This is a genomic window from Oceanobacillus sp. FSL W8-0428, from assembly GCF_038004405.1.
Lineage (GTDB): Bacteria > Bacillota > Bacilli > Bacillales > Amphibacillaceae > Oceanobacillus > Oceanobacillus sojae.
In genome coordinates this window covers 3,350,929-3,365,222 of sequence record NZ_JBBORB010000001.1, presented here as the reverse complement: position 1 = coordinate 3,365,222, position 14,294 = coordinate 3,350,929, and the positions used below count along the sequence as shown (strand labels likewise).

The window sequence follows — 14,294 nt, the reverse complement described above, 5'->3', positions numbered from 1 at the left end:
ACATACCATTCTAACGCAGGAATACTTGTTTTGAAAGCCAGTCCACCCCATCACAATAAGGCAGTCCTTTGCTGCCTTATTGTTACCACATTCCCGGTCTTCTCCATGGAGGAGCACCCGGATGCCTTCCCATTTCTCCATTGAGTCCAGGGGGTATTTGTCCCGGTAACCCCATTGGCGGAGAGAGGAATGGCGGTCGCGGTCCTGAATGCTGCCTGCCCATAAATACTTCTTTCCCATACGGCTGGCGATATTGATTTTTTATAGAATGATGATTCACATAGGTTGTGTGCATGGGATGAATATGATTAACAACGGCTTCTGATGACGTATGAACATATTGATGCTTTGTCGGATGAACAATGGTCTTTTCATTAGGACGCTGCTGATTAAATTGTCCTCTACCTTGCATACGCTCTGCCTCCTTTTTCTTCTCTCTTTCAATGTATGTTATAAACGTACAGGTCGAATAAGACAGATACCCAATTTCTTTTATAATTTTAAATCAGCAGTAGAAACCTGTTTCTACGGTTTTTTAAGATCAATAACAAATAGCGAAATAGTTCCAAAAACACATTAAAATAATCTTTTAGCAACTTTTTTTCGAAAAAAGTTGGCATTTTATTATAGGTGTGTGATATACTATAGATAATTATTTAAGTTCGTTAGAAACACAGGATGAGATACAATAAAAGAATTGATCTTTCGTCTTGAGATTCAACTTTGAACTAAATAGTAATAAACAGTGCAACAATTGCACGTGGAGGTAAAAGAATGAACACAGGTTCTGTAAAATGGTTTAACGCTGAAAAAGGCTTCGGTTTCATCGAAGTAGAAGGTGGAGACGATGTATTCGTACATTTCTCAGCAATCCAAGGCGATGGTTTCAAAACTTTAGAAGAAGGTCAAACAGTTACTTTCGACATCGAAGAAGGAAACCGTGGACCACAAGCTGCTAACGTTGTAAAAGGCTAATAAGCAGATAGAAAAAAAGCTGATCAATATTGGTCAGCTTTTTTATTTATATTAAATTGATTTAAAACTCGTGTTTTTAGGCTCTATACTGAATGTGGTGGTGCCCTCCGTTCCATCGCCAGATGGAACGGAGACAAAAAAATACACTCTATTTCCTCTCTCTGGTAACCTTGAGTTGTCGAGACAAAAGGAATGGGAGAGGAAAAGAGTGCATCATCATTTTATCACAGAGTTGTTAGGAATTAAAGATACGCATGTAGATGTGTGGGATATCAGAGAAGAAGAAAGTTATTTTATTGCAGAATTATTCACGAAACAGCGTATGCAGAAATGTCCTTTTTGCCGTAAAAGAACCAAGCGGATACATGGCTATCGTTGGCAAAGCATTCAAGGACCAGCGTTTACAACCAAGGAAGTTCATCTTTCCCTGCGAAAACGACGTTATATTTGCACGTCGTGTCATCACACATTTTATGAGCGTCTACAAATGATTCATCGGTATCAACGTTGTATGGCGAGTGTGCAAACGACAGCGATGATGCATGCAGCGGTGAGTTCCTTTCGTACAGCGGCGCTAGTAACCGGAGTAACAGTGAATCGTGTCTTACGGTGGTTTGATCAGAAGGAGTTAACTACCAGCAAAGTGTTGCCGCGAGTCATTGCGATCGATGAGTTTAAAGGTGACGCGGATGGAGAGAGGTTTCAATTGAATGTGGTCGATGTGGAGAACCGAAGAATTATCGATATCTTGCCAAATCGAAAAGTGGAAACCATTGAAGCGTACTTAAAGTCCTGTGATACAGGTAAAGTAGAAATGGTAGTAATGGATTTATCTCAAGCGTTTAAACAAGCAATTCGAAAAGCACTGGGAAATCCTCTGATTATCGCTGACCGTTTTCACTTTATGCGTCAGGCCTATTGGGCTCTAGATGAGGTCCGCCGTGAAGTTCAAAAGGAGCTGCCCAAGAAAGATCGAATTCGAATGAAACGTTCCAAAAAACTTCTGTGGAAATCATGGACAACCTGTTCAGATGATCAGAAGAAGAAAGTCGAGCAATTATTAAGGATAGATCCCCGCTTAAAGGAAGCTTATGGTTTAAAGCATGAATTGGATACGTGGTTTAAGGAAAGTGATGCGCACAACGCAACTGCTGGATTAGAAGCGTGCCTGGAGAAGTTGAATGCATCCGCGTTAGAGGGATTTCATCGTGTCGCACGTACATTTAAAAGATGGCAACAAGAAATTCTGCATTCTTTTATGTATCCCTTTAATAATGGCTACATAGAAGGCGTTAATAATACGATTAAAGTATTAAAAAGATTATCTTATGGGATTAAACAGTTTGATCGAATGAGAAAGAAAATTCTATGGCAACAAGAGGTAAAGCTTGTCTTAAAGCAAGCTTATAAATAAAGAGGTGGAGGAATGATATTCCACCACCACATTTGACATAGAACCTGTTTTTATCGCTTTAGAATTAAAACTTCATTATCCTCCAACAACTGCTCTCCAATACCAGTGAACCTATATTTGGACTTCACAGACTTCTCAGGCAAACAGGATTGCTATTCTCTTTCATCATGAAATAACACTAAAAAATCAATATGGATTTTTACCTTTCTTTATTCCGTAAAGATAGCAAGGTTCTTTAGTGTAGACCTTAACCCTGTATCATGATCCTCTTTTCGTATCCCTTCAGGCACATTCTCACAGACGATAGTAACCTTTGTCCCTTCTGAAACAGCTTCAAAAAACCATTTTTGTATCATTTCTCCCGAGAATGCCGGATCCTCAGAATCGAAGTTTACGGTTTGTACAATTCGTTCATTTGGAACCAACTCCAGGAACCTTCCTTGTGTTACATCTGTGTTTTCTGTAGTTTTGCCCTGATGTAAGTTATCCATTTCGTACATTAGAATTATCCTGTACTCTCCGCCTTTTTTAGGATCAAAGTTTTCAATATGACCCGACATTCCACTTGGCGGCAGCCATGAAATTAATGCTTTCGGACTTACGAATGCCTGATATATGGTTTGCGGTGATGCCATAATCAACCTTGATGCAGAATCTATCCTTCTGTTACTTGATTCCTTTGCCATGATAGAGACCCCCCTTCCTTTTTAAAGTTTAACAAACAGGAATGCAATAAACTTCTTCTCAATTGCGCAAAAATAATTCTATTGATGACAAACCAAGCAAAATTCTCTCACGAGTCAGACAAGCAGATGTTTCTATCTGTAAAAATTAATGCTTCTATTCTATTTCTACAGGGTATAAAAAACCCTTCTACTCATGTGATATAGAAGGGTTTCTCTGTATGTTTTACTTAAGCATTATATCTTCCTTAAAACTGCTCTGTTAAGGCTGTAACAATTTGTTTTTTACGGGAAACAACACCTTTTAATAAAGCACGGTCATTTCCATCTAAAGCAGCACGAAAGGCTGTTTCTACTTTATCCTTCGCAGGGCCGACTGCCAGAACCTCTGAATCATTATTCAGGATATCTGTTGCAACAAACAGGAATAAGTCTAATCCTTTTTCATTAACTGTTGCTGTAATTTCACTTACTAGCTCATCATGAAGCTGATAGATTTCGCTGACATCCACTGCATTTACTTGAGCAATTTCCACCTTTGCATCACCCATCGCAAATTCCTTGGCATCCATTGTAATCAAATCTTTCACAGTTTTATCACTGATATCTGCGCCGGCTTTCAGCATTTCTAAACCGTACTCTTTTAAATCCACACCCGCTTTTTCAGCTAGTTCATGTGCTGCTTTCACATCTTCCTCTGTACAGGTTGGTGATTTTAATAATAGAGAATCAGAAATAATGGCGGATAATAATAACCCAGCAATATTTTTGTCTAATGCAACATTATTTTCTTTGTACATCTTGTTCAGGATGGTTGCTGTACAGCCGACTGGCTCTGCACGGAAATACAGCGGCTCCTTTGTTTGAAAATTAGATACGCGATGATGGTCAATGACTTCACGGATAACAGCATTCTCAATGTTATCAGCACTTTGCTGGAATTCATTATGATCTACTAAAATAACCTCGACACCATCTTCAAGTCCTTGAACAAGCGGGGGCGCCTCTACATCAAATTGGTCTAAAGCAAATTGTGTTTCTCCATTTACTTCACCTAAACGGGCCGGGCTTACCTCTGCCCCAAGTTTTGTTTTTAAATCAGCATAAGCTAAAGCGGAACAAATTGTATCCGTATCTGGATTTTTATGTCCGAAAATGAGTGTTTTTGACATCTTTTATTTCCTCCCTCGACAAACTTTCCATATAGAAGATGTTCATAAAGTCCAATAAAAATGACATGGCGATAAAAGGAACTTCTACTAAGAACGCCCACGTCGTGTGGGCAACACTGAAGTCATCACATCCTATGATAGTCCGTTCGAAAAAAGCTCGTCGCCTTGAACTTCTTGATCCTTTTCATCGTACTTTTTGAACGCATATATATAGATTATCATATTTAACCTCTAATGCTCCAGCCCTAATCTTTTTTCTTTAAAAAATACCGGAAATATTTTCATTCTGCCTCAAAATACTGTAAAAGTAATCATTATTAGATTATAATTAATCTCATTGGAGGGATTTATGAAATGACAAGAAAACAATTTAACTTAACGCGTACTGCTTTACTCACCTACGCTTCAGAATTGGACGATTCTGTTATTGATGTACAAGCAGATTATTTTAATAATACAATCCGCTGGCATTTAGGTCATGCGCTTGTAACAATGGAAAAATTCTTATTCCGCTATCCTAAGAAATCAGAAAATATACCTGCGAGCTATGCCCAGCTGTTCAGTTCTGGAACAAGCCCTAAGGATTGGCAGGAGGAACCGCCAAGCTTAGAAGTGTTATTAGAAGCGTTAGAAGTACAGCAACAGCGCATTAATGAATTTAATGAGTTATTCTGGAAATCAAATGTGCAATTTAAAGTCCCATTCGGCAGTGTCGAAACACAAGGCGATCTGCTGATTATGCTTTCCTTCCATGAAGCAGAGCATCTTGGTAAAATCAAAGCAATGCATCAGGTTGTTGCAAAGGATAAAAATGAGTAAACCCTATGTTATTATTGGCGGTGGCATTTTAGGTGCCAGTACCGCCTTTTACCTTTCTAAACAAGGTACAGAGGTCATTCTTATTGACCGGCATGATAAAGGTCAGGCAACGGATGCTGCTGCTGGAATTATCTGTCCATGGATTTCTCAGCGCCGTAATAAAAAATGGTATCACATTGCCAAAAATGGTGCAGCAATATATCCATCTCTGATAGCTGATTTAGAGAGTCTAGGCGAGAAAGATACCGGTTATCGGCAAGTTGGAGCATTAAGCTTACATACTGATTCTAAAAAGTTAGATGGTATGGAGGAAAGAGCACATAAAAGACGGGAAGACGCTCCAGAAATTGGTGATATTACCAGGCTTAACGCTGAAGAAACACACAGCCGTTTCCCTATTCTGGACAAGGATTATCAAGCTGTCTTTATCAGCGGTGCCGCACGGGTTGATGGAAGAAAATTATTAAAAGCCCTAAAGAACGCAGCCGAGGCTAACGGAGCTGTTCTTTTATCCGGCAATGCAGAGCTGTACGCATCAGAAAATACCATAACAGGTGTGAAATATAATGGTGAAATAATAGATGCTGAAAAGGTTATTTTAGCAAGTGGTGCCTGGATGAAGGAAACCATTGAGCCTTTGGGAATCAGATTGGATGTCTCCTTTCAACGTGCACAAATTATGCACCTGGAAATCCCAGCTTTGCAAACAGCAGATTGGCCCGTTGTAATGCCGCCTGGAAGCAAATACTTACTTTCACAGGATGACAACCGCTTTGTGATTGGTTCAACCCATGAAGACAAAATCGATTTTGATTACCGTGTTACCGCTGCTGCTGTACATGAAATTTTAGATCAGGGACTTGCGATTGCGCCAGATTTAGCAGAAGCAACAATTTTAGAGACTCGTGTAGGTTTCCGACCATACACCCCCGGGTTCTTACCCGTTATCGGAGAACTGCCCGGGTATCAAGATGTACTGCTTGCGAACGGACTTGGTTCATCCGGGCTGACCATGGGACCATATCTTGGACAGCAGCTTGCAAAATTAGCCTTAAATGAAAAACTTGATATCGATTTAAATCATTATGATGTAACATCTGCATTAATAACAAACGAAGCTTAACATTATGATAAATGATGAAAAGAGGTGAATCCCATATGAAGGGATCATATATCGTTATCATCATCCTTCTTCTAATTATCCTGACTGCCTTCTTTGTCTGGTTATGGCTACAGGGTTTTGAAGGCAACCAAGAAAGTATAGCTGCATTATTCAATAGTTTGGTTTATCCTGCAGAAAAAGGGCCGGTTCACTCATACTCCTGAGAATCGGCCCTTTTTCTTATCCAGGTTAAATTTTCATACTGTCTACTGCATTTAATTTGCTTATGTTTATCTCAGCTTTTATGAGACATCCCTTTTCTTTCTATTCTCATTTTGTTTATATTCTATCTTTAATACAAAATCCCCCAGTTTTAGATATGTAGCCTGAAATATAGGACTTTGAATGAAGGTAAACACAAATGTAAAGATAAATACCGGCCCGCCAATAATTAATCCTAACACCAGTACGCTGCATTCTGTTATAATTCTCACTCTGCCAATAGGTGCTCCTAATTTATCTGCAATAGAAAGCATAAAGCCGTCACGTGGCCCAGAACCGACACCGGCGGCATTGTACATTCCCCCGCCAAAACCCATAATACAAATACCAATTAACATGAAAATAACATCCAGCCATGTATTCGTTGCTGTCGGAAGGATTCCTGTCCAATGATAGAAATCAACAAAAGATCCTATAAGCACAGCATTAAAAAAAGTACCTATTTTTATGTATCTTCGGTCTAAAATTAAGCATACACCAATCAGTATAAAAGAAATAATAATATTCCATGTTCCAACCGTAAATCCAATTTTATCAAACATAGCAACATTTAAAACGTCCCATGGATGCACACCTAAATGCTGCATATTAATGGTCAGTGATATTCCAGCGCTAAAAACCAATAATCCGAGCAAAAAAAATAACCATCGAAATGATTTAGCCAAAGCCAAGAACCTTCTTTCTATAGAAAACTTTGTAATTCAGGCCATTTCCAGGCTTGGATTACCTTAGTTACACTTATATTTAGTACTTAAAATTTTCACTATGTCGAAATATTTCTATGATAAAATTTATAATCTTCTCCCCACAATGAGACAACCTTATGGAAACTGATTCAATTATACGCTTTTTCACAGCAAATAAAAAGAGGGCTCCCCTTATCTTTAAAAAAGTATATTCCAATGATAAAAGCAGGCTTATAGAATCTATCTATTCCATAAACCTGCCTTACCCTATATTATAAAACTTTATTTAAAAAGTTCTTCGTCCGTTCCGAAGCTGGATTTGTAAAGATAATTTCCGGTGTATCTTCTTCCATAATAATACCCTCATCCATAAACATTACCCTGTCAGCAACCTCTCTGGCAAATCCCATTTCGTGTGTCACCACAACCATGGTCATTCCCTCTTTTGCCAATTGTTTCATTACCTCCAGAACTTCTCCAACAAGCTCCGGGTCAAGTGCTGAAGTCGGTTCATCGAAAAGCATCAGTTTCGGTTCCATCGCAAGTGCACGCGCTATTGCTACACGCTGCTGCTGTCCCCCTGATAATTGTGCCGGATACTGATCCGCCTTCTCTGCGAGACCTACCTTTTTCAGCAACGCTTCTCCACGCTCCCTTGCCTCTTGTACAGAAATCTTACGGACTTTCCGAGGAGCAAGCATTACATTTTCAATCACAGTTTTATGTGGAAATAAATTAAATTGCTGGAATACCATCCCCACTTCGGTGCGAATCATATTAATATCTGTTGTCTTATCCTTTAAATTATAGCCATCAACAATAACATTTCCGCTTGTAATATCCTCTAATAAATTTAAACAACGTAAAAAAGTACTTTTACCTGATCCACTTGGACCAATAACACATACTACTTCTTTTTCTTCTACCTCACAGTTAATTCCCTTTAAAACTTCATTATCTCCAAAGCTTTTGTGTAAATCCTGTACAGTTATCATTAGTAATTCAACCTTCTTTCTATATAACGCAGTAATAAGGACAGGCTAAAATTAATTACTAAGTAAAACAAAGCTACTGTTGTATAAATCTCGACTGCATTAAAATGATTCGATGCAATATATCTGCCCTGGAACATTAATTCTGGAACTAAAATAACGGACAATAAGGAGGTATCCTTAATACTAATAATAAATTGGTTACCAAGCGGCGGTATCATCCGCTTAAAAGCCTGCGGCCAAATAATATAGCGCATAGTCTGGTGCTTATTCAATCCCAGAGAACGTCCCGCCTCCATCTGGCCCTTATTAATGGAATCAACAGATCCGCGTACAATCTCCGCAATATACGCTCCAGAGTTTATTGCGATAACAACAATCCCCGCAGTAATCGAAGCCATTTGGAATTGCAGAATAATTGGTAGTGCGAAGTAAAGCCAAATAGCCTGAACAAGTACTGGTGTGCCTCGAATAACTTCTACATAAATAGATGCGATAATAAAAAAGAATTTATTTTTAGATATTCTTCCCAGACCAAATATAGCCCCCAATATAAATCCAATTAACAAACCAACAATTGAAATTAATAAAGTATAATATAAACCTTTACCTAACTGCGGTAAAAAATCAATTACTTGACCAAAATCAAACATTCTCTCACCTCTCTAGTCAATAAAATAAGGAGCCGTGCATGGATTGCCAGCTCCTTATCCCATCCTGCAAAGTCAAATGTATCAATAATTTTCGGTTAGAAAATATTTCTAAAAAAATTTTATTTAACTGTCATCACATCACAATTTTAAATTAAATTTTTTATTATGTGTGAAGAAGCAATTAACTCCTATAGAAAAGCTACCTTTCATTCTTTTAATAACCAGATAGTTATCTTTGATATTACTCTGAAGAACCAAACCACTTATCATAAATCTCATCATATGTCCCATTTTCATGTAATGTAGCTAAAGCATCATTAATCGCAGCTACTAAATCTTCATTCCCTTTTGCAATTGCAATCCCATAATCTTCTGCCTGATATGTTTCACCAACTGCTTTTAGCCCATCACCCGTTGTGGCAATATAGTACTCTACATTAGGCAGGTCATATACTGCCGCATCGGCATTACCATTTTCAACAGACATATATACCTGATCCAGCTGTTCATAAGGGTCAATTTGCTTCTCCTCTAAATTTTCCTCCAAAAATTGTGCACTGGTAGATCCTAACCTGGTTGCAATCGTTTTACCTTCTAAATCTTCCAAACTATTAATATCCTCATTATCCTCTGGTACAGCTATAGTAATCCCTGATTCATAATAAGGATCACTAAAATCAACTGTACCTTTTCTTTCTTCCGTAATACTTATTCCAGCAACCGCAATTTCAAATTGGCCAGTCTGCAAACCTGGAATAATACCATCAAAATTCGTTGTTTGAATCTCGCCATCAATTTCAAATCCAGCCTCTTCTGCGATTGCAGTAATTAATTCAATATCAAAGCCTACCAGCTCTCCATCCTCCATAAATTCAAATGGTACGAAAGAGTTATCGCTTACAACAGTGTACGCATCATTTAAATCATAATCACCATTGTCTGAATCTGCGTCATCCCCTGCAGAATCATCACTACTGCCACATGCAGCTAAAACTAATAATGAAATAAGTGCCAGCATAAAAATCCAACTTTTCTTTTTTCTAAACATCAAAAATTACCCCCTGTTATTTGATTTTAATTCTGTGGATAACTCTAAGTATAACAAAATTCCATTTTTATTAAAAATTCACTTTTAACCCATATTTCTGAAAATATAGGGGAATTCTGTGATTTTAAGTCTTTACCCATCACTTACTGTCTTTAAACTCGGAAATCTTCAAAAATTCTTTCCTTTTCACATAGTTATGGCAAAAGTTAGGTTTTAAAGTAAAAATAAATGAAATCTGTTAAACTGTTTCTATGGATTTCAATTACAGATAAATCAAGATTACAGGGGGCGTTGTATCAATATGCAGGATAATATCTCTATTCTGGAATGGAAAGTATTTGTTGAAAAGAAACGTAAGAAGAAAATGTTAGTGAAATTAATCTGGAGTGATACAGATAAATTAACATTGATTATCTCTCCAAATATCAAGGTCAATTCTTTTATAATTGATGAAAAGGAAGGTTTTCTTTTTTATGATATAGAGGGTGAGCAAATAACGGATCCAATCCCCTCTATTATTCCTGGCAGCGCATTAATAGATGGACAAATCCCTGTAAAAGCTATATCAGATGGGAATGTAACGCTTTATGGGAAAAGTTTATCCAACCAGGAAATAGATGAATTAAATCAATCAATACATTAAAAAAGTCTCTGGCAGATAGCTTTTTCTATCTCCAGAGACTTTCTTGTTAAGTATTATTCTTTTTCTCGTCATATTTTGACCAGTACGTTGCAAGGATTGGCCCTGAAATATTATGCCATATGCTGAAGATAACACTTGGTACGGCAGCAATTGGTGTAGCTGAAAAGAATGTCAAAGCCAATGTAGAGGCCAGTCCAGAGTTCTGCATACCAACCTCGATGGATACCGCCTTTTGATCTGAAAAGTTTAGTTTAAAGAGTCTTGCTGTAACAAACCCAAGTAACAAGCCTAGTATATTATGCAGCACAACAACACCAAAAATGAGTAACCCTGATGTTGCAACTGCACCCTTATTTACGGATACTACTGCTGCGGCAACTGCAACAATACCAATAACGGAAACAAGCGGAAGTACAGAAATACTTTTTTCTACCTGTTTGCTGAATAATAAGCGGATGACAAAACCTAAAATAATTGGAAGAAGTACAACCTGCAATATCTGAATAAACATTTCCTTAAAAGAAACCGGCATCCATTGATTCGCTAATAAAAGTGTTAAAGCAGGCGTTAAAACTGGCGCAAGTAACGTAGAAACGGTTGTTGCTGATACAGACAAAGCTGTATTCCCTTTTGCTAAGTAAGTAATTACATTAGATGCCGTTCCGCCTGGTGCACACCCTACCAGAATCACACCTACTGCGACCTCCGGGGGCAATTGAAAAGCAATAGATAATCCATATGCCAACAGCGGCATAATAATATATTGCGCAAGCACAGTGATAAATACACTTTTGGGAGCTTTTAATACTTCCTTAAAATCTTTGGGCGTAAGCGTTAACCCCATTCCAAACATAATAATTCCTAATAAAATACTTACATGTGGTGCAATCCAGGTAAACCCGCCTGGAAACAGGAAACTGACAACCGCAAATAGAATTACCCAAGCAGCAAATGTATTTCCTGCAATACTACTGATTCTTTCTAAAACCTTCACTTCCAAATCCTCCTAAAGTAATTTTTCTGACAGCTTTATTGTCAGAAAAATCAAAACAATTCAATCTAATATTACAGAAGGACGAAATCAATAGAATTCGCTTTTAATTTCTATCCTTTTAAAAATAAGAGATGTTCTATATCATACCAAAACTCTGATAATTATGTCTATATTAAATTGAAATATTTTTACATTTATATAATATTATCCAACAGTCTATTTATGTTAAAAATGCTTGAAAACAGCTGTTAAAATTTTTTTAATTAAAAATAAGATTCAACCCACCAAGAGTGGCGAGAACCAAAATTAAAATAGTAAATACGCGCTGTGGAATATATTTCAGTACTCTTGCTCCTGTAAACGCTCCAATTAATATAATTGGTATCAGCATCATATTAACAGAAAGTGTATTCAGTGTAATAATTTCCAAGTGAACATAAAAAGGAAACTTAATCAAATTCACTGTTAAAAAGAACCAGGCTCCTGTTCCAATCAGCTCTTTCTTCGGCAGCCCTTTTACTAACAAATAAATGGTCATAATTGCACCAGCAGCATTTCCGACCATCGTCGTAAAACCGCCAAGCACCCCAATAAAAACAATAAATAGAAACGAATTTGGCAGTATCTCGTTAAAACGGGCTCCAAGCTTTTGCCGAATTAAATTTAGTGCAATCATCACTAATACAATCACACCAATCATCGGCTTCAACCATCCATCTCCAATATTTTGCAAAACGAAAAAGCCGCTGATAATTCCTATTAGCACCCATGGAATGAGACTTATTAAATATTTCCATACAACATTTCTTCTGTAGTATGTAACTGCAAATAAATCACCAATCAAAAGCATCGGCAGTAAAAACCCGACTGATTCTCTTGCCGGAAGAACAAACATAATTAACGTAACAACTAAAATAATCATGTTTGGCAGCCCGGATTTTGAGAAACCAATCAGTAAAGCACATAAACCGATTATCAGCCAATCCAGTAATTCGAGCTCTAGCATCTTTCTTCTCCTTTAAATTCTATTATTCCCGTCTCAATCCTATCTATTTAACAAATAATAAAAAGGGATTAATTCTATGAACATATATAAACACACAGAAAAGGTATACACACAATCTATGAGGCTATACCTTTTCTACTATGCTATTATTGATAATCAAATCGATTTAAACGAAAGCTCTCTAAACTTACAGCAGGCTCTTTATCCATCAGCATTTTTGCTAAGCTTTCCCCAATACCGCTGCTGAATTTAAAACCATGACCGGAGAACCCGCAAGCAACAAGAACATTATCATATCCTGGTAAATAATCAATAATAAAATCTTCATCTGGAGTAAGTGTATACGTACACACTCTTCCCTCCTTCAGCTCGATATCCTCAGAAAAATACTTATGTGCAAAAGAAAGTGTTTCTTGTTCATCTTCTGGAAATGTGCTAAATGGCTCCAGTTCTTCATGATTCTTTAAGAGATGACCCCCGTCATGCCTGCCGATTTTTATACCAGCTCCATCAATACTTGGAAAACCATAATATGTACTTTCCTCATCAATATATCCCCAGCCGGGAAACAATCCTTCTTTATAATTTGATTCCTCTGCCTTGAACCAGGAAAACGTCTTACGAACTGGAGTAAGAGGCAAATTAATACCGAGCATACGCGTTACTTGATTAGTACCCTTACCGGCGGAGATAAGCAGCTTCTTCCCTTTGACTTCACTATTTGTTAATTTCACTGTAACTTGATCAGCTGTCATTTCGACACCTTGTACATAACTGTTTGTATATAAATCTGCACCATTTTTTTCTGCCAATACCCGATAAGCCCGAACAATATTTTCACTGAACAGTACACCAGAATTTTCCTCAAAATAACCAATCATTCCATCCTTTAATTGGAACCCCGGCCAGCGTCTATTAATTTCTTCTGCTGTCATCACTTCTAAAGAAAGATTATATTCCTCTGCTGATTTTCGTACTGTTTCTAAAAATTCATTTCCTTTTGAGCCAAAGTTAAGAATGCCTGTCTTTGAAAATATCCTTTCTTCCGTTTTTTCTTCCAACTCTTCCCATAGTTTTTGTGAATATAAAGCCAAAGGAACATAATTACCGCCTTCTCCATAGGCATGCCGAATCAGTCTTGTTCCTCCATGATGCGAACCTTCATTATGAGGAGGTTCATAAGAATCAATCAATGCCACCGTCTGACCGGATTCCGTTAAATAACAGCCGGCTGACATCCCCATGGATCCGGCACCAATAATAATAACGTCATATATCATCTTTACCATCTCCCTTCACTCATCTCTGCGGTTTTTTCTACTCAGCAATTCTTTTAATTTGTTCGTAAATCTCTGGATGATTCTTGCGAAGCTTTACAGGCTTCCATGCTTCATTCACCCACATATGCGTTGTTTTTCCTGTTGTCAGCAACTCACCGTAAGGGTCATCTGCTGTAGCGCTCATTGCTCCATTTGCTTTCCAATCCTCTTCCGTAATTCTTCTGGCCTCATATTCAAAAGCAAGACGAATTGGTGAATACTGCTCAATACGTGTAAACAATACAACCAAATCATCAAATCTTGCAGAACTTTTATAAACAGCACTTGCATCCAATACCGGTAAAAGCAGGCCCTTTTCTTCAAGAGCGTGATAGGACATTTCAAAGTGTCTCATCCACTCTGTTCGCCCAACCTCAAACCAGGTAATATAATTTCCGTGATGAACTACTCCCATTTGATCGGTGTCCTTGTATTGTACGCGCATTTTATGCTGATGCCATGCTTGTGTCATTTCTATTTCCTCCTGTTTCTTTTCTACATTTCAG

General features: G+C 37.7%; 16 protein-coding genes. 5 read left to right on the top strand and 11 right to left on the bottom strand.

Translation table 11 applies throughout. The annotated features are described in order from the left end of the window. Positions 1-82: 82 nt before the first annotated feature. The gene (locus MKY30_RS16020; protein WP_147208316.1) at positions 83-412 is read right to left on the bottom strand and encodes a CotD family spore coat protein; all 330 of its coding nucleotides are present in this window, start codon (positions 410-412) and stop codon (positions 83-85) included. A 362-nt stretch (positions 413-774) separates the two neighbouring features. On the opposite strand from MKY30_RS16020, the gene cspD reads away from it, so the two are divergent. Next, positions 775-975: a cold-shock protein CspD gene (gene cspD, locus MKY30_RS16015; protein WP_077603415.1), complete on the top strand. Its 201-nt coding sequence runs from the start codon at positions 775-777 to the stop codon at positions 973-975. Positions 976-1,183: 208 nt separating this feature from the next. Further along, positions 1,184-2,389 (top strand): ISL3 family transposase, encoded by a 1,206-nt coding sequence (locus MKY30_RS16010; RefSeq protein ID WP_339233414.1) that lies wholly within the window; start codon positions 1,184-1,186, stop codon positions 2,387-2,389. A 209-nt stretch (positions 2,390-2,598) separates the two neighbouring features. On the opposite strand, the gene MKY30_RS16005 is transcribed toward MKY30_RS16010, so the two are convergent. Further along, entirely contained in the window at positions 2,599-3,075 is a 477-nt protein-coding gene (locus MKY30_RS16005; protein ID WP_147208318.1) for an SRPBCC domain-containing protein, read from the bottom strand. 245 nt (positions 3,076-3,320) lie between these two features. Next, entirely contained in the window at positions 3,321-4,244 is a 924-nt protein-coding gene (locus MKY30_RS16000; protein ID WP_341084734.1) for a manganese-dependent inorganic pyrophosphatase, read from the bottom strand. Positions 4,245-4,598: 354 nt separating this feature from the next. Here MKY30_RS16000 and MKY30_RS15995 point away from each other — a divergent pair, with 354 nt between their 5' ends. Both MKY30_RS15995 and MKY30_RS15990 read left to right on the top strand, forming a co-directional pair. After that, complete coding sequence (locus tag MKY30_RS15995) at positions 4,599-5,063, top strand: DinB family protein (RefSeq protein WP_339285845.1); 465 nt, start codon at positions 4,599-4,601, stop codon at positions 5,061-5,063. Further along, complete coding sequence (locus MKY30_RS15990; RefSeq protein WP_147208324.1) at positions 5,056-6,186, top strand: NAD(P)/FAD-dependent oxidoreductase; 1,131 nt, start codon at positions 5,056-5,058, stop codon at positions 6,184-6,186. The genes MKY30_RS15995 and MKY30_RS15990 overlap by 8 nt, the downstream gene beginning before the upstream one ends. 281 nt (positions 6,187-6,467) lie before the next feature. On the opposite strand, the gene MKY30_RS15985 is transcribed toward MKY30_RS15990, so the two are convergent. From MKY30_RS15985 to MKY30_RS15970, 4 genes are all read right to left on the bottom strand, one after another. Continuing rightward, positions 6,468-7,112 carry a YczE/YyaS/YitT family protein gene (locus MKY30_RS15985; protein ID WP_147208326.1) on the bottom strand — a complete coding sequence of 215 codons (645 nt, stop codon included), beginning with the start codon at positions 7,110-7,112 and terminating at the stop codon, positions 6,468-6,470. Between the two features lie 293 nt (positions 7,113-7,405). After that, positions 7,406-8,128, bottom strand: coding sequence for an amino acid ABC transporter ATP-binding protein (locus MKY30_RS15980; RefSeq protein ID WP_147208328.1), 723 nt, complete (start codon positions 8,126-8,128; stop codon positions 7,406-7,408). Further along, on the bottom strand, positions 8,128-8,778 hold the full coding sequence (locus MKY30_RS15975; protein WP_147208330.1) for an amino acid ABC transporter permease: 651 nt from the start codon (positions 8,776-8,778) through the stop codon (positions 8,128-8,130). The genes MKY30_RS15980 and MKY30_RS15975 overlap by 1 nt, the downstream gene beginning before the upstream one ends. Positions 8,779-9,019: 241 nt before the next feature. Beyond that, complete coding sequence (locus MKY30_RS15970; RefSeq protein ID WP_341084732.1) at positions 9,020-9,826, bottom strand: transporter substrate-binding domain-containing protein; 807 nt, start codon at positions 9,824-9,826, stop codon at positions 9,020-9,022. A 301-nt stretch (positions 9,827-10,127) separates the two neighbouring features. Here MKY30_RS15970 and MKY30_RS15965 point away from each other — a divergent pair, with 301 nt between their 5' ends. Further along, positions 10,128-10,469: a hypothetical protein gene (locus MKY30_RS15965; RefSeq protein ID WP_341084731.1), complete on the top strand. Its 342-nt coding sequence runs from the start codon at positions 10,128-10,130 to the stop codon at positions 10,467-10,469. 46 nt (positions 10,470-10,515) lie between these two features. Here the strand turns inward: MKY30_RS15965 and MKY30_RS15960 are convergent, their stop codons facing one another. The 4 genes from MKY30_RS15960 to MKY30_RS15945 form a co-directional block, all read right to left on the bottom strand. Beyond that, on the bottom strand, positions 10,516-11,463 hold the full coding sequence (locus MKY30_RS15960; RefSeq protein ID WP_341084728.1) for a bile acid:sodium symporter family protein: 948 nt from the start codon (positions 11,461-11,463) through the stop codon (positions 10,516-10,518). A 259-nt stretch (positions 11,464-11,722) separates the two neighbouring features. Next, on the bottom strand, positions 11,723-12,469 hold the full coding sequence (locus MKY30_RS15955; RefSeq protein WP_147208336.1) for a sulfite exporter TauE/SafE family protein: 747 nt from the start codon (positions 12,467-12,469) through the stop codon (positions 11,723-11,725). Positions 12,470-12,615: 146 nt separating this feature from the next. After that, on the bottom strand, positions 12,616-13,749 hold the full coding sequence (gene solA, locus MKY30_RS15950) for an N-methyl-L-tryptophan oxidase (protein WP_198048578.1): 1,134 nt from the start codon (positions 13,747-13,749) through the stop codon (positions 12,616-12,618). Positions 13,750-13,786: 37 nt separating this feature from the next. Beyond that, positions 13,787-14,260, bottom strand: coding sequence for a YbgC/FadM family acyl-CoA thioesterase (locus tag MKY30_RS15945; protein WP_156985491.1), 474 nt, complete (start codon positions 14,258-14,260; stop codon positions 13,787-13,789). Between the last annotated feature and the right edge of the window lie 34 nt (positions 14,261-14,294).